Source organism: Kitasatospora papulosa (assembly GCF_000717245.1).
Lineage (GTDB): Bacteria > Actinomycetota > Actinomycetes > Streptomycetales > Streptomycetaceae > Streptomyces > Streptomyces papulosus.
Genome location: NZ_JNYQ01000005.1, coordinates 1 through 21,163, shown reverse-complemented (window position 1 = coordinate 21,163; position 21,163 = coordinate 1). Strand labels below are relative to the sequence as shown.

General features: G+C 70.4%; 22 protein-coding genes. 6 read left to right on the top strand and 16 right to left on the bottom strand.

Annotated elements, in window-relative coordinates; all coding sequences use genetic code 11:
* Positions 1-2 precede the first annotated feature (2 nt).
* A complete protein-coding gene (locus IA22_RS0117335) occupies positions 3-404 on the bottom strand; it encodes an ATP-binding protein (RefSeq protein WP_014155595.1) in 402 nt (133 codons plus the stop codon).
* Positions 405-517: 113 nt separating this feature from the next.
* On the opposite strand from IA22_RS0117335, the gene IA22_RS0117330 reads away from it, so the two are divergent.
* Both IA22_RS0117330 and IA22_RS0117325 read left to right on the top strand, forming a co-directional pair.
* Positions 518-1,342, top strand: coding sequence for a helix-turn-helix domain-containing protein (locus IA22_RS0117330; RefSeq protein WP_030124099.1), 825 nt, complete (start codon positions 518-520; stop codon positions 1,340-1,342).
* Complete coding sequence (locus IA22_RS0117325; RefSeq protein WP_030124098.1) at positions 1,339-1,581, top strand: DUF397 domain-containing protein; 243 nt, start codon at positions 1,339-1,341, stop codon at positions 1,579-1,581. Before IA22_RS0117330 ends, IA22_RS0117325 begins: the two co-directional genes overlap by 4 nt.
* A 16-nt stretch (positions 1,582-1,597) precedes the next feature.
* On the opposite strand, the gene IA22_RS0117320 is transcribed toward IA22_RS0117325, so the two are convergent.
* Together IA22_RS0117320 and hemB are read right to left on the bottom strand one after the other, a co-directional pair.
* A complete protein-coding gene (locus tag IA22_RS0117320; protein WP_030124097.1) occupies positions 1,598-2,566 on the bottom strand; it encodes a hypothetical protein in 969 nt (322 codons plus the stop codon).
* A 438-nt stretch (positions 2,567-3,004) separates the two neighbouring features.
* Complete coding sequence (gene hemB / locus IA22_RS0117315) at positions 3,005-4,000, bottom strand: porphobilinogen synthase (RefSeq protein ID WP_014155591.1); 996 nt, start codon at positions 3,998-4,000, stop codon at positions 3,005-3,007.
* A gap of 142 nt (positions 4,001-4,142) precedes the next feature.
* Here hemB and IA22_RS0117310 point away from each other — a divergent pair, with 142 nt between their 5' ends.
* Entirely contained in the window at positions 4,143-4,880 is a 738-nt protein-coding gene (locus tag IA22_RS0117310; protein WP_030124096.1) for a class I SAM-dependent DNA methyltransferase, read from the top strand.
* Positions 4,881-4,969: 89 nt separating this feature from the next.
* On the opposite strand, the gene IA22_RS0117305 is transcribed toward IA22_RS0117310, so the two are convergent.
* The 5 genes from IA22_RS0117305 to IA22_RS0117285 all read right to left on the bottom strand — a co-directional run bounded on the left by IA22_RS0117305 (position 4,970) and on the right by IA22_RS0117285 (position 10,453).
* Complete coding sequence (locus IA22_RS0117305) at positions 4,970-6,637, bottom strand: bifunctional uroporphyrinogen-III C-methyltransferase/uroporphyrinogen-III synthase (protein ID WP_014155589.1); 1,668 nt, start codon at positions 6,635-6,637, stop codon at positions 4,970-4,972.
* The gene (hemC, locus tag IA22_RS0117300; protein ID WP_014155588.1) at positions 6,634-7,620 is read right to left on the bottom strand and encodes a hydroxymethylbilane synthase; all 987 of its coding nucleotides are present in this window, start codon (positions 7,618-7,620) and stop codon (positions 6,634-6,636) included. The genes IA22_RS0117305 and hemC overlap by 4 nt, the downstream gene beginning before the upstream one ends.
* Entirely contained in the window at positions 7,617-9,110 is a 1,494-nt protein-coding gene (locus IA22_RS0117295; RefSeq protein WP_030124095.1) for a glutamyl-tRNA reductase, read from the bottom strand. The genes hemC and IA22_RS0117295 overlap by 4 nt, the downstream gene beginning before the upstream one ends.
* Positions 9,107-9,892: a redox-sensing transcriptional repressor Rex gene (locus IA22_RS0117290; protein ID WP_014155586.1), complete on the bottom strand. Its 786-nt coding sequence runs from the start codon at positions 9,890-9,892 to the stop codon at positions 9,107-9,109. Before IA22_RS0117290 ends, IA22_RS0117295 begins: the two co-directional genes overlap by 4 nt.
* Before the next feature lie 285 nt (positions 9,893-10,177).
* Complete coding sequence (locus IA22_RS0117285; RefSeq protein WP_015577649.1) at positions 10,178-10,453, bottom strand: glutaredoxin family protein; 276 nt, start codon at positions 10,451-10,453, stop codon at positions 10,178-10,180.
* A 144-nt stretch (positions 10,454-10,597) separates the two neighbouring features.
* On the opposite strand from IA22_RS0117285, the gene IA22_RS0117280 reads away from it, so the two are divergent.
* From IA22_RS0117280 to IA22_RS0117270, 3 genes are all read left to right on the top strand, one after another.
* Positions 10,598-11,539, top strand: coding sequence for an HAD family hydrolase (locus tag IA22_RS0117280; protein ID WP_030124094.1), 942 nt, complete (start codon positions 10,598-10,600; stop codon positions 11,537-11,539).
* Positions 11,540-11,934: 395 nt separating this feature from the next.
* Positions 11,935-12,720: an ECF subfamily RNA polymerase sigma factor, BldN family gene (locus tag IA22_RS0117275; protein WP_014155583.1), complete on the top strand. Its 786-nt coding sequence runs from the start codon at positions 11,935-11,937 to the stop codon at positions 12,718-12,720.
* Positions 12,721-12,929: 209 nt separating this feature from the next.
* Positions 12,930-14,126 carry a DUF5667 domain-containing protein gene (locus IA22_RS0117270; protein WP_030124093.1) on the top strand — a complete coding sequence of 399 codons (1,197 nt, stop codon included), beginning with the start codon at positions 12,930-12,932 and terminating at the stop codon, positions 14,124-14,126.
* Positions 14,127-14,210: 84 nt separating this feature from the next.
* Here the strand turns inward: IA22_RS0117270 and IA22_RS0117265 are convergent, their stop codons facing one another.
* From IA22_RS0117265 to IA22_RS0117230, 8 genes are all read right to left on the bottom strand, one after another.
* Complete coding sequence (locus IA22_RS0117265) at positions 14,211-15,254, bottom strand: lysophospholipid acyltransferase family protein (protein ID WP_014155581.1); 1,044 nt, start codon at positions 15,252-15,254, stop codon at positions 14,211-14,213.
* 16 nt (positions 15,255-15,270) lie between these two features.
* Positions 15,271-16,341: an NAD-dependent epimerase/dehydratase family protein gene (locus IA22_RS0117260; protein WP_030124092.1), complete on the bottom strand. Its 1,071-nt coding sequence runs from the start codon at positions 16,339-16,341 to the stop codon at positions 15,271-15,273.
* Positions 16,342-16,566: 225 nt separating this feature from the next.
* Entirely contained in the window at positions 16,567-16,665 is a 99-nt protein-coding gene (locus tag IA22_RS35265) for a 30S ribosomal protein bS22 (RefSeq protein ID WP_003948845.1), read from the bottom strand.
* A 110-nt stretch (positions 16,666-16,775) separates the two neighbouring features.
* A complete protein-coding gene (locus IA22_RS0117250; protein ID WP_030124091.1) occupies positions 16,776-16,988 on the bottom strand; it encodes a helix-turn-helix domain-containing protein in 213 nt (70 codons plus the stop codon).
* Between the two features lie 128 nt (positions 16,989-17,116).
* Positions 17,117-17,932 (bottom strand): phosphatase, encoded by an 816-nt coding sequence (locus IA22_RS0117245; RefSeq protein WP_014155578.1) that lies wholly within the window; start codon positions 17,930-17,932, stop codon positions 17,117-17,119.
* 78 nt (positions 17,933-18,010) lie between these two features.
* Positions 18,011-19,183 carry an acetoin utilization protein AcuC gene (locus IA22_RS0117240; RefSeq protein WP_030124090.1) on the bottom strand — a complete coding sequence of 391 codons (1,173 nt, stop codon included), beginning with the start codon at positions 19,181-19,183 and terminating at the stop codon, positions 18,011-18,013.
* Positions 19,152-20,354 carry an MFS transporter gene (locus tag IA22_RS0117235; RefSeq protein WP_030124089.1) on the bottom strand — a complete coding sequence of 401 codons (1,203 nt, stop codon included), beginning with the start codon at positions 20,352-20,354 and terminating at the stop codon, positions 19,152-19,154. Before IA22_RS0117235 ends, IA22_RS0117240 begins: the two co-directional genes overlap by 32 nt.
* 42 nt (positions 20,355-20,396) lie before the next feature.
* Positions 20,397-21,044: an HAD family hydrolase gene (locus IA22_RS0117230; protein WP_014155575.1), complete on the bottom strand. Its 648-nt coding sequence runs from the start codon at positions 21,042-21,044 to the stop codon at positions 20,397-20,399.
* Positions 21,045-21,163 lie beyond the last annotated feature (119 nt).

Here is a 21,163-nt window from a genome sequence, read left to right as displayed (position 1 = left end):
CGTCAGGCCTTCGTGAACACGCACCATACGAACTTCCCCGGGTCCCGCTCTCCCACGCCCCAGCGATCGGCCAGCGCGTCGACGAGCAGCAGCCCACGCCCCGACTCACCGTCCGGCCGCCGCACCGCAGGCACCCCGACCCCGCTGTCGTGCACCTCCACGGACAGCGCGCATCCCCCCGCCTCCAGCCTCAGCCGGACCAGATACCCGCGCCCCGGCGGCACCCCGTGCAGCAGCGCGTTGGTCGCCAGCTCACTCGCGCACACCAGCACGTCGTCGAGCCGCGCCCCGAACCCCCAGTCGGTCACGGCCTCGCGCGTGAACTCCCGTACCGCAGCGACCGAGCGGCGTTCACGCCGGCAGAAGCGCTCACGGAGCAGCGAGAGTTGCATCGTCTCGTTCATGAGACGAGTGTCACTCTCTGTGCCTACTGTTCAGCAGTAGGTGAGCACGTACAGATCTCTTGTACGGGTCGCCGACGTGTGAAGTACGCACCAGGGCGGGGAGGCCGCACCGTATGCACCCCAGGAATCGGCAGCGCAGGAACGCGTCCGCCATGAAGCTCGTCGGCAAGCTGGTCGGCCTGTTCCGCGTCACGGCGGACCTGACCCAGGCCCAGCTCGCGGACCGGGCAGCCGTACAGGTGGAGACGATCGCCTCCATCGAACAGGGCCGCCGCGCACTGCTCCCCGACCTCGCCCGGCGTCTGGACGCGCTGCTGGACACGAAGGGGGCGCTGGAGACGGCGGTGGACAACATGCCGGAGGTGGACCTGATCCCGGCTTGGGCGGAGCAGTACATGGATCTGGAGCGGGAGGCGCTGGCGTTGTCCTGGTTCGAGAACCAGGTACTGCCGGGACTGCTCCAGACGGAGAGCTACGCGCGGGCGGTGTTTCGCAGCAAGGTTCCGGTGATCAGCAAAGACGAGATCGAAGCACAGGTCTTGGCGCGCACCGAACGTCAGGGCATCCTGCACCGCACCGTGCCGCCGACCATCAGCTTCATCGTTTCCGAGGCCATCCTTCGGGACCGCCTCGGTGGTGAGGAGGTGTATGCGGATACGCTCCGCCACCTGCGCACCTGCACCTCTCTGCCGGGCATCACACTCCAGGTGATGCCCCTCGGCCGCCAGACTCACGCGGCGCTCGACGGCCCGTTCATCCTGCTCGAAACACCGGACTACCAACATCTCGGCTACACGGAAACCCAGCGCGGCAGCCAACTGGTCGCCGACCCGGATGAGGTCAGCATCCTGGCGCAGAAATATGCGATGCTGCGAACGCAGGCTCTGAATATCGAGGACACGAAAGGCCTGCTGGACCGGCTGCTAGGAGAGCTATGAGCACCGCACTTGAGTGGTTCAAGTCCAGCTACAGCGGCGACGAGGGCGGGGCTTGCTTGGAAGTCGCCTACGACTGGCGCAAGTCGAGCTACAGCGGCAGCGAAGGCGGGGCGTGCCTCGAAGTCGCCGCGCACCCCACCGCAATCCACGTCCGCGACTCCAAGAACCCCGAGGGCCCCACCTTCACCGTCGCCCCCACCACCTGGTCGGCCTTCGCCGCCTTCGCGGCCCGCAGCTGACCGGACGGGCAGGCGTTCAGGGGGCCTTGAGCAGGCCGCGAAGCTCAGCGACGTAGGTACGCACGTCCCGTTCGGCGGGCAGTTCGACGGGGACCTCCGGTGCCCCCTCATCCGGCTGCCGACAGGCGCGGCAGAGGCCGTCAGGCAGGGCCTCGGCGCGGCCGGGCACACCGCACTTGGTGCACTCCATCATCACCCGCCGGACCGGCGTACCGGGTGCGGGCGGCACCGGCGCGGTGGGCGCCTGAGGCGGGATCTTGTCCGTGAGGCGGCGGCGGACGAGGCCGACCGGCGAGCCCACCCCGGCGGGAAGCCCGGCGACAAGCGCCCGGACGAGGTAGTCGGCGTCCACTCCACGCGTGAACCACTCGGCGGCCAACGGCTCCAGGACCGCACAGTCGGCGGCGGAGAGCGCCAGCCGGGCATCAACGCGGCCGAGTTGCGCCAGGGCCGCGTACGCGGGTGAATGTCCTCCCACGACCGGCTCCCGCTCCTGCGCCCTCTGCTCGGGCACAACCGGGGCTGCGGCAGGGGCAACAGGGGTAACGACCGCCACGGGCTCGGGCACAGCCGTCCGCTGGACCTCGGCAGCCATCAGCGCGCCCCACCACTCGTTGTCGCGCGCCGTGCGGGACCAGAACGTGCGGAAGACCCAGCGCACTTGGCCGCCCTCGCCGGTCACCAGACAGCGCACACGGCGCAGATACCCGGCGACGGACAGGGCTTTGAGGGCCGAACCGACCGCCTGCTGACCGTAGAGCGGCAACTGCTTGGCCAGCCCCTTGACGTCCATCGCCGCGCCGTCGGGAAGCTGGTCGATGAACCCGGCGATGTTCCGCTCCCGCAGCGGCAGCAGCATGAAGTCGTCTGCGCGACGCGGCTGTTGGTCCGGCGCGGATCGCTTGCCGTAGCCGGGACTGGCCATCGGATACGGGCGCGAGGAGGCGGGAGTACGCAGGGCGGAGCTACTCTGCTGGATAGCCACGGGATCGTCCATTCGATCTTGCGGTAAGACCCCGGCCTGGTGTTGCTAGCACCGCGTCGGGGTCGTTCTGTTTTCCGCACCGTAAGCAGTCGCCACACTCCGCTGCAAGTTGGTCACGATTAGTCATACTTGCTGATCGTGACGGGTCAGGGAGGTCGGGGAGGTTTACCCGAACCCTCTTCTCCCTACCGGGTAAAGAAGGCGCTCGAATCCCGAAGCCCGTATCTCGCCGCCCGAGTCCCGAAGCTCAAGCATCGGGCCCGCGCCACCGGAAACGTCCCCCGGGAGGGTGAACACACCCCTCCCGAAGCCCGGCCCCCGAGTCCCGGCGCTCGGAGTCCGAGCTTCGAGCACCGGGTTTCACGCCGCCGCGTCCGTGACAGCCGGAAGCGGGCCACGACCTGTCGTGACCCGCCTCCGAGACTCTGTGCCGGGCCGTCAGCGCCCGAGCTTCTGCGCGACCTCCGTCGCCCAGTACGTCAGGATCATCCGCGCACCCGCGCGCCGGATGCCCGTCAGGCTCTCCAGGATCGCCGCGTCCCGGTCGATCCAGCCCTTCTCGGCGGCGGCCTCGATCATGGCGTACTCACCACTGATCTGGTACGCCGCGACCGGCACGTCCACGGCGTCGGCGACCTTGGCGAGGATGTCCAGGTAGGGCCCGGCGGGCTTGACCATGACCATGTCGGCGCCCTCCTCCAGGTCCAGCGCCAGCTCGCGCAGCGACTCGCGGATGTTCGCCGGGTCCTGCTGGTACGTCTTGCGGTCGCCCTGGAGCGAGGAGCCGACCGCCTCGCGGAACGGACCGTAGAAGGCCGAGGAGTACTTCGCGGTGTAGGCGAGGATCGACACGTCCTCGTGGCCCGTCTGGTCCAGCGCGTCACGGATCACTCCGACCTGGCCGTCCATCATGCCGCTGGGGCCCACCACGTGCGCACCCGCGTCCGCCTGGACCTGGGCCATCTCGGCGTACCGCTCCAGCGTGGCGTCGTTGTCGACGCGGCCGTCCTCGGTCAGCACCCCGCAGTGGCCGTGGTCGGTGTACTCGTCCAGACAGAGGTCCGACATGATCACGAGGTCGTCGCCGACCTCTTCCCGCACCGCCCGCAGGCCGACCTGGAGGATGCCCTCAGGATCGGTGCCCGCCGTGCCCCTGGCGTCCTTCTTCTCGTCCAGCGGGACACCGAAGAGCATGATCCCCGAGACGCCCGCCGCGACCGCGTCCACAGCGGCCTTCCGCAGCGTGTCCAGGGTGTGCTGCTGGACACCCGGCATGGCCGAGATCGCGACCGGGGCGTCGATGCCCTCGCGCACGAACGCGGGCAGGATCAGGTTCGCAGGGTCGAGCCGGGTCTCGGCGACCATGCGCCGCATGACGGGGGTCGTCCGCAGCCGGCGGGGCCGCGAGCCGGGGAAGTTTCCGTAATCGGTCATCCTTCGAGCCTAGACCCGCACACATCACCGGTTTACCGACAGCCCAGCCGGAAAAAACAAGGCCGGGTCCGACCGCCCTGACACGGCACCGGACGGAAAACACGTCGACAGCACCCCCGGGAACCCGGCAGAGTGCCCGCCCGTGACGAGCAGCGAACTGTGGGACCACGCGACCGCCGACCGCTACGACACCGAAGAGGCGCCGAGATCCACCGCCGCCTTCCTCGGACCGACCCTCGACTTCCTCTCCGAACTCGCCGGCGACGGTCGGGCCCTGGAGTTCGCCATCGGGACCGGCCGCGTCGGCATCCCGCTCCGTGAACGCGGCGTACCCGTGACCGGCATCGAACTCTCCGAGCACATGGCAGCCGTCCTACGACGCAAGATCGACGCGGACCGGCTCCCGGTCACCGTCGGGGACATGGCCACCACCGTCGTTCCCGGCACGTTCTCGCTGGTCTACGTCGTCTACAACACCATCTCGAACCTGCTCACCCAGGACGAGCAGGTCGAGTGCTTCCGCAACGCAGCACGCCACCTGGAACCCGGCGGCCGGTTCGTCGTCGAGCTCGGTGTGCCACCGCTGCGGCTCCTGCCACCCACGCAGACCGCGGTGCCGTTCGACGTCTCCGAGCGGCACCTCGGCTTCGACACCTTCGACCTGGTCGAACAGCTCCTCGTCTCGCACCACTTCACCCGCGAGGAAGACGGCGGCTACCGCCGCGGCAGCTGCCGCCAGCGCTACGCCTGGCCGGCGGAACTCGACCTCATGGCGAAGATCGCCGGGCTCCGGCTGGAACGCCGGGTCGCCGACTGGGAGGGGACACCGTTCACCCAGGACTCCGGCGGCCACATCTCGGTGTGGCACAAGCCGGTCTGAGGCCGGAGCGCCCCGGGACCGGGTACGCGAAGGGCCCGGCCGCTTCCCCCGAGGAAGCGACCGGGCCCACGAATCCGCTGCCCGCCGGATCAGGTGGTCGTCCGGCGACGCCGCGCACCCGGGCGACGCTCGCTCGGCCGGGTCACCGGGTCACCGGCCTCCTTCGCCGCGTCCCGGCGCTGCGCACCGAAGTCCGCCAGCGCCTGGGCCAGCTTGTGGACCGACGGCTCCGGGGACAGGACGTCGACCCGCAGGCCGTGCTCCTCGGCCGTCTTCGCCGTGGCGGGACCGATGCAGGCGATCACCGTCACGTTGTGCGGCTTGCCCGCGATACCGACCAGGTTGCGGACGGTCGAGGACGAGGTGAAGAGCACCGCGTCGAAACCGCCGCCCTTGATCGCCTCACGGGTGTCGGCCGGCGGCGGCGAGGCGCGGACCGTGCGGTACGCGGTGACGTCGTCGACCTCCCAGCCCAGCTCGATGAGCCCGGCCACCAGGGTCTCCGTGGCGATGTCGGCGCGCGGCAGGAACACCCGGTCGATCGGGTCGAAGACCGGGTCGTACGGCGGCCAGTCCTCCAGCAGACCCGCGGCGGACTGCTCACCGGACGGCATCAGATCGGGCTTCACACCGAAGTCGACCAGAGCCGCACCGGTCTGCTCACCGACGGCCGCGACCTTGATCCCGGCGAAGGCACGGGCGTCGAGCCCGTACTCCTCGAACTTCTCCCGCACGGCCTTCACCGCGTTCACCGAGGTGAACGCGATCCACTCGTACCGGCCCGTGACCAGACCCTTGACCGCCCGCTCCATCTGCTGGGGCGTACGCGGCGGCTCGACGGCGATCGTCGGGACCTCGTGCGGCACGGCACCGTAGGAACGCAGTTGGTCGGAGAGCGAAGCCGCCTGCTCCTTCGTACGCGGCACGAGCACCTTCCAGCCGAACAGCGGCTTGGACTCGAACCACGCGAGCTGGTCGCGCTGGGCCGCGGAGCTGCGCTCCCCGACCACGGCTATGACGGGCAGGTGCCCGTCCGGCGACGGGAGGACCTTCGCCTGCTTCAGGACCTGGGCGATCGTCCCGAGAGTTGCCGTCCAGGTGCGCTGGCGGGTCGTCGTACCGGCGATCGTGACCGTGAGCGGGGTGTCGGGCTTGCGCCCGGCCGAGACCAGCTCACCCGCGGCCGCGGCGACCGAGTCGAGCGACGTCGACACGACGGCCGTCGCGTCGCTCGCGCCGACCTCGGACCAGCAGCGGTCCGAAGCGGTACGCGCGTCGACGAAGCGCACGTCGGCGCCCTGCGCGTCACGCAGCGGCACACCGGCGTACGCGGGCACACCGACCGCGTTCGCGATGCCGGGCACGACCTCGAAAGGCACACCCGCGGCAGCGCAGGCGAGCATCTCGGCGCCCGTGTTGCCGTCCAGACCGGGGTCGCCCGTGACGGCACGCACCACCCGCCTGCCGCCCTTCGCTGCCTCCATGACAAGATTGGCGGCATCCCTGAGGACGGGTACTCCGGCGGGTGTTGACGCCACGTCAACAACCGTCATCTCAGGCGTGCTTACCCCTGCCCGCGCATGGCAGCGAACGACGTCGAGAACGTCCGGTTCGGCCACAAGGACGTCCGCGCTCGCAAGCGCCTCGACGGCGCGCAGAGTCAGCAGTCCCGGGTCGCCGGGACCGGCGCCGAGGAAGGTGACATGCCCTGAGGACAGGACAGGGAAGTCGGATACGACAGGGCCGGTGGGGCTCAAAGTGCTCGCTCCCCCATAAGACCGGCCGCACCCTTGGCGAGCATCTCGGCCGCGAGCTCGCGACCGAGGGCCGCCGCGTCGTCGTGCGACGTGGGGACGGGACCGGTGATGGACAGCTGCACCAGGGAAGTACCGTCGGTCGAACCGACGACACCGCGCAGGCGCAGTTCGTTGACAACCTGCCCTTCGGCCAAGAGATCGGCCAGCGCACCCACAGGTGCGGAACAGCCGGCCTCCAGGGCGTTGAGCAGGGCGCGCTCGGCGGTCACGGCGATCCGGGTGTACGGGTCGTCGAGCTCGGCGAGTGCTGCGGCGAGGTCAGCGCTGCTTTCAGCGCATTCGACCGCCAGTGCTCCCTGGCCGGGAGCGGGCAGGACGGTGTCGACCGGCAGGAAGTCGGTGACCTCGTCCGTGCGTCCGAGGCGGCTGAGCCCGGCGGCGGCGAGTACCACCGCGTCCAGCTCCCCGCTTCGTACAAAACCGATACGCGTATCGACGTTGCCGCGGATCGCGACGGTCTCTATGTCGAGACCGTGCGAGCGGGCGTACGCGTTGAGCTGCGCCATGCGGCGCGGCGAACCGGTGCCGATGCGGGCACCGGCGGGCAGCTGCCCGAACGTCAGACCGTCCCGCGCCACCAGTGCGTCGCGAGGGTCCTCGCGGGGCGGCACGGCGGCGAGGACCAGGCCCTCGGGCTGCGTGGTCGGCAGGTCCTTGAGCGAGTGGACGGCGAAGTCCACCTCGCCGCTCAGCAGCGCCTCGCGCAGGGCGGCGACGAACACACCGGTCCCGCCGATCTGCGCCAGGTGCTCCCGGGAGATGTCGCCGTACGTGGTGATCTCGACGAGCTCGACGGCACGCCCGGTCACCTCGCGGACCGCGTCGGCAACCATGCCGGACTGCGCCATGGCGAGCTTGCTGCGCCGGGTGCCTAGCCGCAGGGGTGTGGTGGTCTCCCCGCCCAGGGGAGAGTTCTCGGTCATGACCGCCCTCGATTCGGGTCGTTCAGGTCTGCCCGTGAGACGGCGGCCACCGTCTGCGGGTCGAGGTCGAAGAGTTCCCGCAGCGCATCGGCGTACCCGGCGCCGCCGGGCTCGCTCGCGAGCTGCTTGACCCGCACGGTGGGCGCGTGCAGGAGCTTGTCGACGACGCGGCGCACGGTCTGCGTGATCTCGGCGCGCTGCTTCTCGTCCAGGTCGGGGAGGCGTCCGTCGAGCCGCGCGATCTCGCCGGCCACCACATCGGCGGCCATGGTGCGCAGGGCGACGACGGTCGGAGTGATGTGGGCGGCGCGCTGCGCGGCTCCGAAGGCCGCGACCTCGTCGGCGACGATGGTGCGCACCTGGTCCACATCGGCGGCCATCGGGGCGTCCGCGGACGCCTCGGCGAGCGACTCGATGTCGACGAGGCGCACACCGGCGACACGGTGGGCCGCTCCGTCGATGTCACGCGGCATCGCGAGGTCGAGCAGGTGGAGCCGGACAGGACCGGTGGCGGCCGGCCGGGCGGGCACCCGGCGCACGGCCCGGTCCTGCGCGGCAGACGTCGCGGACCCGTTCTCCACCCACGCCGCGTGCTGGTCCAGCTCGTCGGACAGCGTGGCGGCGGGGGCCTCGGGCGCCCGTGCCGCGCTGTCGAAGTCCACACCGAGCGCGGCGGCGACGGCCTCGGCGGTCAGCACGAGGCCGGTCGCGCCGGTGCAGGACACGACGACGTCGGCACGTGTCAGTTCGTCCGCGACCCCGGTCATCTCCACGGCTCGCGCCGCCGGGACACCGGCCTGGCCGAGGATCTCCACGAGCCTGTCTGCACGGGCGCGGGTCCGGTTGGCGACGACGATCTCGCCGACGCCCGCACGGGCCAGGGTGGCGGCGGCGAGCGAGGACATCGAGCCCGCGCCGATCACCAGCGCGCGCTTCCCGGCCGCCCAGGCGTCGACATCGGCGCCGTCGGCCAGCTGCTCCAGGCCGAACGTGACCAGCGACTGGCCGGCCCGGTCGATCCCGGTCTCGCTGTGGGCGCGCTTGCCGACACGCAGGGCCTGCTGGAAGAGGTCGTTCAGCAGGCGCCCCGCGGTGTGGAGCTCCTGCCCCACCGCCAGCGCGTCCTTGATCTGGCCGAGGATCTGGCCCTCGCCGACGACCATCGAGTCCAGCCCGCACGCCACCGAGAAGAGGTGGTGGACGGCCCGGTCCTCGTAGTGCACATAAAGATAGGGAGTGAGCTCGTCCAGCCCGACCCCGCTGTGCCGCGCGAGCAGGGTGGACAGCTCGGCGACACCCGCGTGGAACTTGTCCACGTCCGCGTACAGCTCGATGCGGTTGCAGGTGGCCAGGACGGCGGCCTCGGTCGCGGGCTCCGCGGCGAGGGTGTCCTGAAGCAGCTTCGTCCGGGCATCGGCCGCCAGAGCCGCCCGCTCCAGCACGGAGACGGGGGCACTGCGGTGGCTCAGCCCTACGACCAGGAGACTCATGCCGGCATCACGGCGGGCATGTCCCCGTCAGGTCCCTTCCGGCCCGCGGGCGTCGCACGCATCGGCGGCGCCTCCTCGGTGTCCGGGTCCACGGCCGTCCTGCCGTCGGCGGCGGCCTCCTCGCCGGCCTTGCGCTGCTCGTGGAAGGCGAGGATCTGCAGCTCGATCGAGAGGTCGACCTTGCGCACGTCGACACCGTCGGGCACGGACAGCACCGTCGGCGCGAAGTTCAGGATGGAGGTGACACCCGCGGCGACGAGCCGGTCGCAGACCTGCTGCGCCGCGCCGGGCGGGGTGGTGATGACGCCGATGGACACACCGTTGTCGCTGATGATCCGGTCCAGGTCGTCGGTGTGCTGGACGGCGATCCCGGCCACCGGCGTGCCCGCCATCGCGGGATCGGCGTCGATCAGGGCCGCGACCCGGAAACCACGCGAGGCGAACCCGCCGTAGTTGGCGAGGGCCGCGCCGAGGTTACCGATGCCGACGATCGCGACGGGCCAGTCCTGGGTGAGCCCGAGCTCGCGGGAGATCTGGTAGACGAGATACTCGACGTCGTACCCGACACCACGCGTGCCGTAGGAGCCCAGATAGCTGAAGTCCTTGCGCAGCTTGGCGGAATTGACTCCCGCCGCCGCGGCGAGTTCCTCGGAGGAAACCGTCGGAACCGAGCGCTCGGAGAGCGCCGTCAGTGCGCGGAGATACAGCGGAAGCCTGGCGACGGTGGCCTCGGGAATTCCTCGGCTACGGGTCGCCGGTCGGTGAGTTCGGCCAGTTGCCACGGTGCTCCTGCGGGATGAGCGGGGCTGCAGGCGGCCGTATGTCCTATGACCGCCCCGTCGACAGCAGGCTATGTCTTTGTGAACGCGTGCACAAAGATAGTGTCCGTTTTGTCCGGTCAAAGTGACCGGGGTCACGCATATTCCCTGCACGATCCCGGAACCGGGCGCGCCATCAGCCCGTTGCAGGCCCGAAGGGGGCAAGACGGTACACACTCCTCATGTCCATGCCCCCGAGACCACTCAAAACGCCCATGATGTTAACCGGGTTTCACGGAGGAAGCCCCCTCACGTACGCAAGGCCGTGCGCAGCCGCGCCGGGTCCACCCGCCAGAAGGTGTGCTGCTCTCCGTCGATCAGGACCACCGGGACCTGCTCCCAGTACTCCTGGTGCAACGCCTCGTCCCGCGTGATGTCCTTCTCCACCCAGGACGCCCCGGTCTCCTCGCAGACCGCGCTGACCACCAGCCGCGCGTCGTCACAGAGGTGACATCCCGGCTTCCCCACGAGGGTCACCACCCGGTCCGCCGGCTTCTTCTTCGTACGACGCAACAGAGGACTCATACCTTCATTCTGCGCCTCGCCCCGAACCCGGACGGACCCGGCGAGTGCGCGGAATCACCCGTTTAACGCCCCGGTTCCGGAGAGTTCACACCGCCGCATCCCGCCGGGTCGGGAAGAGACGGACCGAATGGCTATGCTCACGACATGGCCGCTCTTGGATGGCTCACCCCCCGCAGGCGCCCCGCCACGGCACGCAGCGTGCTCGCAGGCGAGGCCGCAGCCGAGGCCGCACAGAAGTCGGCACTCCCCACCGGCGCCGAAGAACTGTCGGGCACCCCCGAGGACACCGGAGAGCCCGCGTTCCCGGTGGCCGGGGACACACGGGCCGCCGCCTTCTTCGACCTCGACAACACCGTGATGCAGGGCGCCGCGATCTTCCACTTCGGCCGCGGCCTGTACAAGCGCAAGTTCTTCCAGCGCCGCGAACTGACCCGGTTCGCCTGGCAGCAGGCCTGGTTCAGGCTGGCCGGCGTCGAGGACCCGGAGCACATGCAGGACGCCCGCGACAGCGCCCTGTCCATCGTCAAGGGCCACCGCGTCTCCGAGCTGATGTCCATCGGCGAGGAGATCTACGACGAGTACATGGCCGACCGCATCTGGCCCGGCACCCGCGCCCTGGCGCAGGCCCACCTCGACGCGGGCCAGCGGGTCTGGCTGGTCACCGCCGCCCCGGTGGAGACCGCCACGATCATCGCCCGGCGCCTCGGCCTCACCGGCGCCCTGGGCACCGTCGCCGAGTCGGTCGACGGCGTCTACACGGGCCGGCTGGTCGGCGAACCCTTGCACGGCCCGGCGAAGGCCGAGGCGGTACGCGCGCTCGCGGCCGCCGAGGGCCTGGACCTGGAACGCTGCGCGGCCTACAGCGATTCGCACAACGACATCCCGATGCTGTCCCTGGTCGGTCATCCGTACGCGATCAACCCGGACTCGAAACTGCGCAAGCACGCCCGCTCGCTGGACTGGCGGCTGCGCGACTACCGCACCGGCCGCAAGGCCGCCAAGGTCGGCATCCCGGCCGCGGCGGGCGTAGGCGCCCTGGCCGGCGGCACGGCCGCGGCCGTGGCACTCCACCGCCGCCGCCGCTGACCCCGCTCCCGCACCACCGAGGCCCCGTACGCACCTCCGTACGGGGCCTCGGCGCGTGCCGGGCGGCGCGCCCGGAGGCGTACACCCAATCGAGAGCGGAACACCGGGCGGGGACACCCATCGCTCCGGCCAGTCGCGTTGCGTGGCGGCGACCACAACCCGTCGCCACCACATACAGATCCCGAAGGTATTCGATCAATTAGTGGTCACGATGTGCCACTTGATCCGTCACTTAGAGGTTACGGAAGCGACGTAATCGGTGATTTGAGCAACTGGGTGTAGCACCGCCTGTACGAAGCGTTATTCTCCTCAGACGCACAAGGAGCCCGTCACCCGCTACCACGAGTGACGGTTCCCGATCTGCACGTGATGGAAGCTCTGCCTCTGGGAGTCCCGTGTACCCACACGTCGGGGTTGACACCTCGGGCCTGGCTACGCTCCGCGCAACGGTCCTCGACCTCTTGCGCGGCTTCGTCCCCACCGCGTACGCCGTCCCCCAATTTGCCACCCCTGTACCTGCCGGCCCTTGTTACGCCCTGGCCGAACGCAGCGCGGCCGTCGGAAGACGCGGCAACCGCGCCACCACGACCGCTGCGCCGTCGGCTCCCGCCCGTCGGCCGACGGCCGACAGCGACAGCGCGCGCATGATGGATCTCGTCGAGCGCGCGCAGGCCGGCGAGGCCGAAGCCTTCGGCCGCCTGTACGACCAGTACAGCGACACCGTGTACCGGTACATCTACTACCGCGTGGGAGGCAAGGCGACGGCGGAGGACCTCACCAGCGAGACGTTCCTGCGCGCGCTCCGTCGCATCTCCACCTTCACCTGGCAGGGCCGCGACTTCGGTGCGTGGCTGGTCACGATCGCTCGGAACCTGGTCGCCGACCACTTCAAATCCAGTCGTTTCCGGCTGGAAGTGACCACCGGCGAAATGCTCGACGCCAACGAGGTCGCGCGGAGCCCGGAGGACTCCGTCCTGGAGTCCCTCTCCAACGCCGCACTCCTGCAAGCCGTACGGCGACTGAACCCACAGCAGCAGGAGTGCGTGACCCTGCGGTTCCTGCAGGGCCTCTCGGTCGCCGAGACCGCCCGGGTCATGGGGAAGAACGAGGGCGCGATCAAAACCTTGCAGTACCGAGCCGTGCGCACGCTCGCACGACTTCTGCCGGACGACGCCCGCTGACGTCACCATCCGTGACGTGTTCGTGACACACCGATCGGATCATCCTCAGTCCGTAACCCAACTGCCGCGCCACTCGTTGTGCCGCATGCAGGCCCCCTGTCGCCACACCTGACCGTTTCCACTCGCTCGATCGTGTGGAAACGTCTCCGGTGGGCAACCTTCCGGACCCTCAGGGGAGTCGACCGTCATGACGAGAGGAGGTGCCGCCAGTGATCGCAAACGTATCGGCACACCGGCGGGCGAACGCCTTCGCCCAGGCCCTGGAGGAGCAGTCCCCCAAGGGTGCGGCGGCCGTACAGCCCGAGGAACCGGCCGAACCGGCCGACCACGGACCGCTGTTGGCCCTGGCGAACGGCCTCGGCGAACTACCGGAGCCGCAATTCGATCCCGAAGTCAAAGTGGTGCAGCGAGCCCAGCTCGTCGCCGCCATGGAGACCATGTTCGCCGAAGGTGGTGCGTCCACGGGCCCTACCGTGCCCGAACAGCGGAGCAAGGGAGCCCACCGGGCCTCCCCGATCCGGAGGCTGCGTCCCCGCTCCCGCTGGGCGAAGGGCCTCACCGCGGGCGGGCTCACGGTCGGTGTCGCCGCGGGAGCGTTCGGCGGAGTGGCAGCTGCCAGTTCCGACGCCCTGCCGGGTGACTCCCTCTACCCGCTCAAGCGGGGCATGGAGGACATCAGCCGCGGCATGGCCAGCAACGACGCCGACCGGGGCGAGGCCTACCTCGACCAGGCGTCGACCCGTCTCAGCGAAGCCCGCCGGCTCATGGAGCGCGGCCGCTCCGGCTCGATGGACCACGAGTCGATCGGTGAGGTCAGACGCGCCCTCGACGGCATGACCCACGACGCCACCGAGGGCCACCGCCTGCTCCACTCCGCCTACGAGCGCGACGGCGCCATCGGCCCCATCCAGACGCTGGAGACCTTCTCCCGCTCGCACCGCTCGACCTGGAGCAGCCTCCGCGACCGGCTGCCCGTCCAGCTGACCGACATCAGCGACAAGGTCAGCTCCGTGTTCGAGGCCATGGACCAGGAGGTCGCCCCCCTGAAGTCCCTGCTTCCCCGCGCACCGGGCACGGAGAAGGGCGAACCTCCCGCCGACTCCACACAGGGGGACCGACGCTCGTCGCCCACGGGCCGCGAAGCCCCCGAGTCCTCCGCGGCCCCGGACGACAGCGCGTCCACGAGCACCTCCCCGGAGCCCTCCGGTTCCGACAGCGGCCCGGCCGACGGACTGCTCGACGGCGGCACGGACGGCCTGCTGGAGGACCTCCCGACGGACGGCACCGCCCCGTCCTCACCCGGCGGCACCTCCGGCACCGCCCCCTCACCGGACGTCACCCTGCCGCCGCTCCTCCCGGGCCTGCTGCCCGGTCTGGGCATCGACAGCAAGGACGTCGAACCGTAGGCGCACATGAGTGAGGGGCGGCCCGAGCCGGGCCGCCCCTCACTCATGCCGTCGGCCGTACGGACGAGGCGTCGGACCACGCCCTCAGAAGAAGACCGACCGGCGCTGCACCAACAGCTTGTAGAGCGTGTGCTGGATCTGCTCCCGCACCTGGTCCGTCAGGTTGAACATCAGCATCGGGTCCTCCGCCGCCTCCGGCGGATACCCGTCCGTGGGAATCGGCTCCCCGAACTGGATCGTCCACTTCGTCGGCAGCGGCAGCGCGCCCAGCGGCCCCAGCCACGGGAACGTCGGCGTGATCGGGAAGTACGGGACCCCCAGGACACGCGCCAGCGTCTTCGAGTTGCCGATCATCGGGTAGATCTCCTCGGCCCCGACGATCGAGCACGGCACGATCGGCACCCCGGCCCGCAGCGCCGTCGAGACGAACCCGCCCCGCCCGAAACGCTGGAGCTTGTACCGCTCGCCGAACGGCTTCCCGATGCCCTTGAATCCCTCCGGCATCACCCCGACGACCTCGCCGCCCTGCAGCAGCCGCTCCGCGTCCTCCGCGCACGCGAGGGTGTGCCCGGCCTTCCTCGCCAGCTCGTTGACCACAGGGAGCATGAAGACGAGATCGGCCGCGAGCAGCCGCAGATGGCGCTCGGCCGGGTGGTTGTCGTGGACAGCGACCTGCAGCATCAGCCCGTCCAGCGGCAGCGTCCCGGAGTGATTGGCCACGACGAGCGCCCCGCCGTCGGACGGGATGTTCTCGATGCCCTTCACCTCGACCCGGAAGTACTTGTCCGCGAGCGGCCGCAGCACCGACATGAGGACCTGGTCGGTCAGCTCCTTGTCGTAGCCGAACTCGTCGACGTCGTAATCGCCCGTGAGCCGGCGCCGCAGGAACGCGAGCCCGCCCGCGATCCGCCGGTCCCAACCGCTCCCGGAACCCGCGTCACCGTCCTGTGGGGCCCCACCAGCGGCCTCGGCGGCCCCTTCCGGCACCTGACCGCCCGGCAGGGCGCTCACGGGCGCAGGACCGGCAGCCACCGGCCCCCGGCCGCCACCCGGCGGCACGCCTCTGCGCCGCGCCGCGCCGGAGCGCGAACGATCGTCGTCGAAGGGAATGACCTTGGCGTCCGCCATCGTCGGTCGCGCTCCTCTACCTGGCGCCGTGAGTCGAATGTGTCGTGCCGGCCTGCCCCCCGCCGAGCGGGAGCTCGGCGAGTCTCCCGACCGCCCTGCCCACCCGCTCGGGAGGAAGCAGCCCCGGCCCCCGGCTCCGCGCGAACTCCGCGAAGGTCTCGGCCGTGGTGAACCTGGGCCGGAACCCGAGCGTCTCGCGCATCTGCACCGTCGAGACGACCCTGCCGTGGGTGAGCAGCCGGATCTGTTCCGGCGAGAAGTCCGTCATCCCGATCGTACGGAGCGCCGTCCCCACCCAGGTGACGGCCGGCAGCAGCACCGGCACGGTCGGCCGTCCCAGCCGGCGCGAGCACTGCGACAGCAGCAGCACACCGTCACCCGCGATGTTGAACGTGCCGCTGTTCAGGGTGCCGCGCCGGGGCTCGCGGGCGGCGATCTCCAGTACGTCGACCACGTCGTCCTCGTGGACGAACTGCAGCCGGGGGTCGTACCCGAGGACCGTCGGCAGGACCGGCAGCGTCAGGTAGTCGGCGAGCGGCGAGTCCGGCTCGGGCCCCAGGATGTTCGCGAACCTCAGCACGCACACCGCCACGTCCGGCCTGCGGCGCGCGAATCCGCGGACGTACCCCTCGACCTCCACCGCGTCCTTGGCGAAGCCCCCGCTGGGCAGGGACTTGGGCGGCGTCGTCTCGGTGAAGACCGCGGGGTCGCGGGGCGCGGAGCCGTAGACGTTCGTGCTGGACTTGACCACGAGACGCTGGACGGCCGGGGACTTCTGGCAGGCGCCGAGCAGCTGCATCGTGCCGATGACGTTGGTCTCCTTGACCGTCGTCCGGCCGCCCGCACCCGACGCCTTCGCCGAGACGTCCAGATGCACGACGGTGTCGACGGAATGCTCGGCGAGGATCCGGGCGATGGCCGACTGCCGGATGTCCGCCAGGACGAACTCCGCGTCACCCAGCTGGTGCCCGGGCGTGACCGCGTCCAGGGCGATCACCCGGTCCACACCGGGATCGCGGTGGATGCGCCGCACGAAGCGGCCTCCCAGCTGGCGGGCCGCACCTGTGACGAGCACGATCTTCCCCAAGATCAGCGCCTTCCGTCGATCGTTCACCGAACGGGGTCTTCCCCTGGCCGTCACCGTAGTCGGTGGATGTTGCCCTGTGATGACCCCAGGCAGGCTTTACCGAACCGATGGCGCGAATACCACCGGATCCGCCGCACGACGCAGGAACCCGGCCCCGTCCCGGAACGCACCGGGGCCCTCCCGCCATGACGGCGGGAGGGCCCCGGACTCACGAACTGCGTTCGCCTACTTCTTGTTGCGACGCTGAACGCGCGTGCGCTTGAGCAGCTTGCGGTGCTTCTTCTTGGCCATCCGCTTGCGCCGCTTCTTGATAACAGAGCCCACGACTACCCTCGCTCACTTCTTCTTCACTGGTGCGGGGCGTCTGGGCCCACACGACCTACGTCGGCCTAGCCTACCCGCCACCGGGTGAGGGGCGTAATCCGAGGGCAATGTCAGGCCGACTCCACCCCCACGAAGGACTCGCGAAGGTACTCGTGAACCGCTTGCTCCGGGACCCGGAAGGACCTTCCCACCCTGATCGCCGGCAGATGACCGCTGTGCACCAAGCGGTACACGGTCATCTTCGACACCCTCATGACCGAGGCGACTTCCGCCACGGTCAGAAACCTGACCTCGTTGAGAGGCCTCTCACTGTCAGCAGCCATGACCCACCTGTACCTTCCGCACGAGACGCGCACCGGCTTCCCCTCCGGTGACTCTTCGTCGTTGTGCGCTCACTCCCCAGATTAGGGGCGCATGATGCGAGTGGGGAAGAGGTGAGACGATCGGCCGCCTACCGGGCCAAACCCGCTCGATCGAGTACATACCGGGTGAGAGGGCGGTAGTGGTCCGACCGCACCCCGTCGTCGAGCGGAACGGCGACGGACACCCGCCCCTCCGCCTCACCCACGAACAACGCCGGGTCGTCCGTATCAGCCAGCCCGATGGCCTCGATACCCAGCTGACCTGCCCCGCAGACCCAGCCGTGGTCCCCGACCACCAGCTCCGGCACCGGCCCCCCGGCCTTCACCGCCTCCTCCAGCACCGCCCGGACCGGAAGCGGCGAGTGGGTGTGCGCGCCGGTCGCACTCCCGGCGGTCCGCACGCCCGGTTCGCGCACCAGCGCGACACCTTGTACGTAGTCGAGGCTGTACGTGCGTACGCCGAATCGAGTCGCCATGTCGACACTTCGGCCCTGCGCCGGGGTGAGCACCACGCAGCCGGCCGCCGACAACGCGTCCGCCAGCCCCGCGTAGAACCCGAGAAGCCGATGCGGATGCCCCGTGCCGAACAACACCGGGGCCCGCCTCTCCGCAGCCCCCGCGAGCCTCCGCGCGAACGCCTCCAGGGCGGCCAGGGTCCGCTCCGGGTCGATCACGTCCGGGCCCGACACATGACCGGGGTCGCCCGAGACACCACACTTGTCGGCCATCAGCCGCAGCAGATCACGCTCACCCCAGGCGCGGTCGGGATCAAGCCCGAGCAGTACACGGGGATCCCTCGCCGCGAACAGCCGATAACTCCGCAGACTGGTCTCCCGCGGCGTGGCCACGGGCCCCGCGAGCCGCGCCGCCAGCAGATGAGCGCGCAGCGCTCCGGTGCTCAACACCCTCCCGATGCTCCCGCACCCGGGGCGGCCCGGGGCCGGAACCCGCATACCGCCCACCCGTTGGCGTAACCCGCCCTCTCAGGCCAGCAGCCCCCGCAGCGGGAACGCCGACCGACGGGTCGCCAGCACCGCCTGGTCCAGCCGGTCCGCGGGGTCGTACCCGTCCTCCCACGGCTTCCACGACGGCGTCCGGCCGTCGGTCATCCGGGCAGGGCCCAACTGCCGTGTACGGGCGTAGACCTCGTCCCGCCACGACGCCGGAATCACGGACTCCGGCTCCACCGGCGCATGCGCGGCGATCCCCACGAGATGCGTCCAGGACCGCGGCACCACGTCCACCACCGCGTAACCGCCTCCGCCCAGCGCCACCCAGCGCCCGTCCTCGGCGTAGGCGTGCGCGAGCTCATGACATGCCGTCATGACGGCACGCTGGGCGTCCAGCGACACCGCGAGATGTGCCAGCGGGTCCTCGGCATGCGTATCGGCCCCGTGCTGCGTCACCAGCACCTGCGGCCGGAAGTCCTCCAGCAGCTCCGGCACGACCGCGTGGAACGCCCGCAGCCACCCGGCGTCACCCGTACCCGCCGGCAGCGCCACGTTCACGGCCCCGCCCTCCCCCGCCCCGGCACCGGTCTCCTCCGGCCACCCGGTCTGCGGGAACAGCGTGCGCGGATGCTCGTGCAGCGACACGGTGAGAACCCGCGGATCCTCCCAGAACGCCGCCTGCACCCCGTCCCCGTGGTGGACGTCCACATCGACGTACGCCACCCGCTCCGCGCCCAGCTCCAGCAGCCGGGCGATGGCGAGCGCCGGATCGTTGTACACACAGAATCCCGAGGCCGCCCCCGGCATCGCATGGTGCAGCCCGCCCGTGAAGTTCACCGCGTGCCGGCTCTCCCCCCGCCACACCGCCTCCGCGGCCCCCACCGAGAGCCCGGCGATGAGCGCGGACGCCTCGTGCATCCCCGCGAAGGCGGGATCGTCGACCGTCCCGAGCCCGTACGTCTGGTCGGCGGACCCCGGGGCCGCGGACGCGGACCGGACGGCAGCCACGTAGTCCTCACGGTGCACGAGCCGCAGCGTGGAGTCCCCGGCGGACTTCGCCGACCGGACGTCGACCGCCCCGTCCAGCCCGAACGCCCGCACCAGGCCCATCGTCAGAGCGAGTCTGACCGGATCCATGGGGTGACTGGACCCGAAGTCGTATCCCGTTACTGCCTCATCCCACATCAGCTGCGCGCGCCCGCTCATGCCCGCCACCGTATCGGGCGGGTTCCGCACCGAACGAGCGGGCGTACAGGAGCGTCGCCAGGACCAGCACCATGGGCACGAGCATCGCGCCGCGGTAACTCCACGCGTCCCCGAGCGCCCCCACGAGCGGCGACCCCACGAGGAAACCCACGTAGTTGAAGACGTTCAGCCGGGCCACGGCCACATCACTCGCCCCGGGGAACATCCGCCCCGCGGCGGCGAAGGTCTGCGGCACGATCACACAGAGCCCCAGCCCCAGCAGCGTGAAGCCGAGCATCCCCCACCAGGCCCCCGGCGCCACCGCCACCACACCGAACCCCACGGCGGCCAGCACACTCCCGCCCCGCACCACGGCGACCGCCCCGAACCGGCGCACCCCGAGGTCACCGACGGCCCGCCCCAGCAGCGTCGTCACCATGTAGACGTTGTACGGGACCGTCGCCAGCTGCTCCGAGCCGCCCAGGACGTCCTGAAGGTACTTCGCACTCCAGTTGGAGACCGTCGAGTCCCCGATGTACGCGAACGCCATCACCAGACACAGCGGCAGCAGCAGCCGGAACGGCACCGACGCGGCCTGGGCCCGCCCGGGCGCGACCGCGTCGCCGGCCGTCCTCCCCTCCGCGTACCAACGGCTCCCGATCAGGACCGCGGGCAGCAGGACGACCACCGCCGGAAGATAGGACACCAGCAGCGACAGGTCCCAGTGCGCACCGGCCCACGCCATCGACGCCCCGGCGATACCGCCCAGGCTGTACGCGGCGTGGAAACCGAGCATGATGCTGCGCCCGTACGCGCGCTGAAGGCTGACGCCCATCATGTTCATCGAGGCGTCCAGCGCCCCGACGGCCAGCCCGAAGACACCGAGCGCGACGGCGACCTGCCAGACCTCGGTGCCGGCACCCACACCGAGCAGGGCCACCATCACCACGGGCTGCGCCCACCTGAGCACGACCCCGGGCCTCACCCGCGCGACCACCTTCTCGGTGACCACGCTGGCGACCCCCGCCAGGACAGGAACGGCGGCCAGGAAGACGGGCAGCAGCCCGTCGGATATCCCGTACCGGTCCTGGATGGCGGGGATGCGCGTCACGAGGAGCGCAAAGGTCACCCCTTGCGCCAGGAAGCTCAGAGCGAGCGAGGCCCTGCCGTACCGCAACCGCGCATCCGTCATGGCCGCGAGCGTAGAGCCCGGATCTACCGCTGGGTAGACGGATCAGGCGAGGAGTTGGGGAAGCTGCCCCATGTCGGAGAAGTGCCCGGTGACTCCGCTGAGCCGGTCCGCCGGCATCATCGACGTGAAGCCGTACACGTCCATCCCCGCGGCGCGGGCCGCCTCGACGCCGAGCGGGCTGTCCTCGATCACGACACACCGCTCGGGGGCGACGCCCATCCGTTCGGCGGCGTGGAGGAACAGGTCCGGGGCCGGTTTTCCCTGCCCCACATCCTCGGAGCTGAAGATCCACTCCTCCTCGAACCACTGGTCGAGGCCGGTGTTCCGGTGCCCTGCCGCGATCTTCTGGTGGCTTCCGGACGAGGCGACGCAGTACGCGACGCCGTCGGCGACGAGCGAGCCCAGCAGCTCGTCGACTCCCTCGACCGCGGCCAGCCGCTCCTGCTGGAACGCGTCGAGGGTGCGCCGGTGGAGCTCCTCGTCGAAGTCCTCGGGCAGTTTCTGGCCGGTCCGCTCCTCCACGAGGTCGTGGACCCGGTGGATGGCGGCCCCCATGTAGTCGCGGAGGGACTCGTCGTACGAGGTGGGGTGGCCGAGCTCGGTGAGGTAGCCGGCCAGCACGGTGTTGGAGATCGGCTCACTGTCGACGAGCACGCCGTCGTTGTCGAAGATGACCAGTTCGTAGCGCATGGTCCGACCCTAGACGCTCAGAACGCAGAAAAGCCCCGTGCCACAAGGGCACGGGGCTTTCCCGGAATAATTGTTCGGCGGCGTCCTACTCTCCCACAGGGTCCCCCCTGCAGTACCAT

Coding starts and splice junctions, on each gene's coding strand:
- IA22_RS0117240 (WP_030124090.1), bottom strand. CDS start 19,183: ATGAGCGGGCGCGCGCAGCTGATGTGGGATGAGGCAGTAACGGGATAC.
- hemC (WP_014155588.1), bottom strand. CDS start 7,620: ATGACCGAGAACTCTCCCCTGGGCGGGGAGACCACCACACCCCTGCGG.
- IA22_RS0117295 (WP_030124095.1), bottom strand. CDS start 9,110: ATGAGTCTCCTGGTCGTAGGGCTGAGCCACCGCAGTGCCCCCGTCTCC.
- IA22_RS0117265 (WP_014155581.1), bottom strand. CDS start 15,254: ATGGCGGACGCCAAGGTCATTCCCTTCGACGACGATCGTTCGCGCTCC.
- IA22_RS0117250 (WP_030124091.1), bottom strand. CDS start 16,988: ATGGCTGCTGACAGTGAGAGGCCTCTCAACGAGGTCAGGTTTCTGACC.
- IA22_RS0117230 (WP_014155575.1), bottom strand. CDS start 21,044: ATGCGCTACGAACTGGTCATCTTCGACAACGACGGCGTGCTCGTCGAC.
- IA22_RS0117280 (WP_030124094.1), top strand. CDS start 10,598: ATGGCCGCTCTTGGATGGCTCACCCCCCGCAGGCGCCCCGCCACGGCA.
- IA22_RS0117285 (WP_015577649.1), bottom strand. CDS start 10,453: ATGAGTCCTCTGTTGCGTCGTACGAAGAAGAAGCCGGCGGACCGGGTG.
- IA22_RS0117235 (WP_030124089.1), bottom strand. CDS start 20,354: ATGACGGATGCGCGGTTGCGGTACGGCAGGGCCTCGCTCGCTCTGAGC.
- IA22_RS0117335 (WP_014155595.1), bottom strand. CDS start 404: ATGAACGAGACGATGCAACTCTCGCTGCTCCGTGAGCGCTTCTGCCGG.
- hemB (WP_014155591.1), bottom strand. CDS start 4,000: ATGACCGATTACGGAAACTTCCCCGGCTCGCGGCCCCGCCGGCTGCGG.
- IA22_RS0117330 (WP_030124099.1), top strand. CDS start 518: ATGCACCCCAGGAATCGGCAGCGCAGGAACGCGTCCGCCATGAAGCTC.
- IA22_RS0117325 (WP_030124098.1), top strand. CDS start 1,339: ATGAGCACCGCACTTGAGTGGTTCAAGTCCAGCTACAGCGGCGACGAG.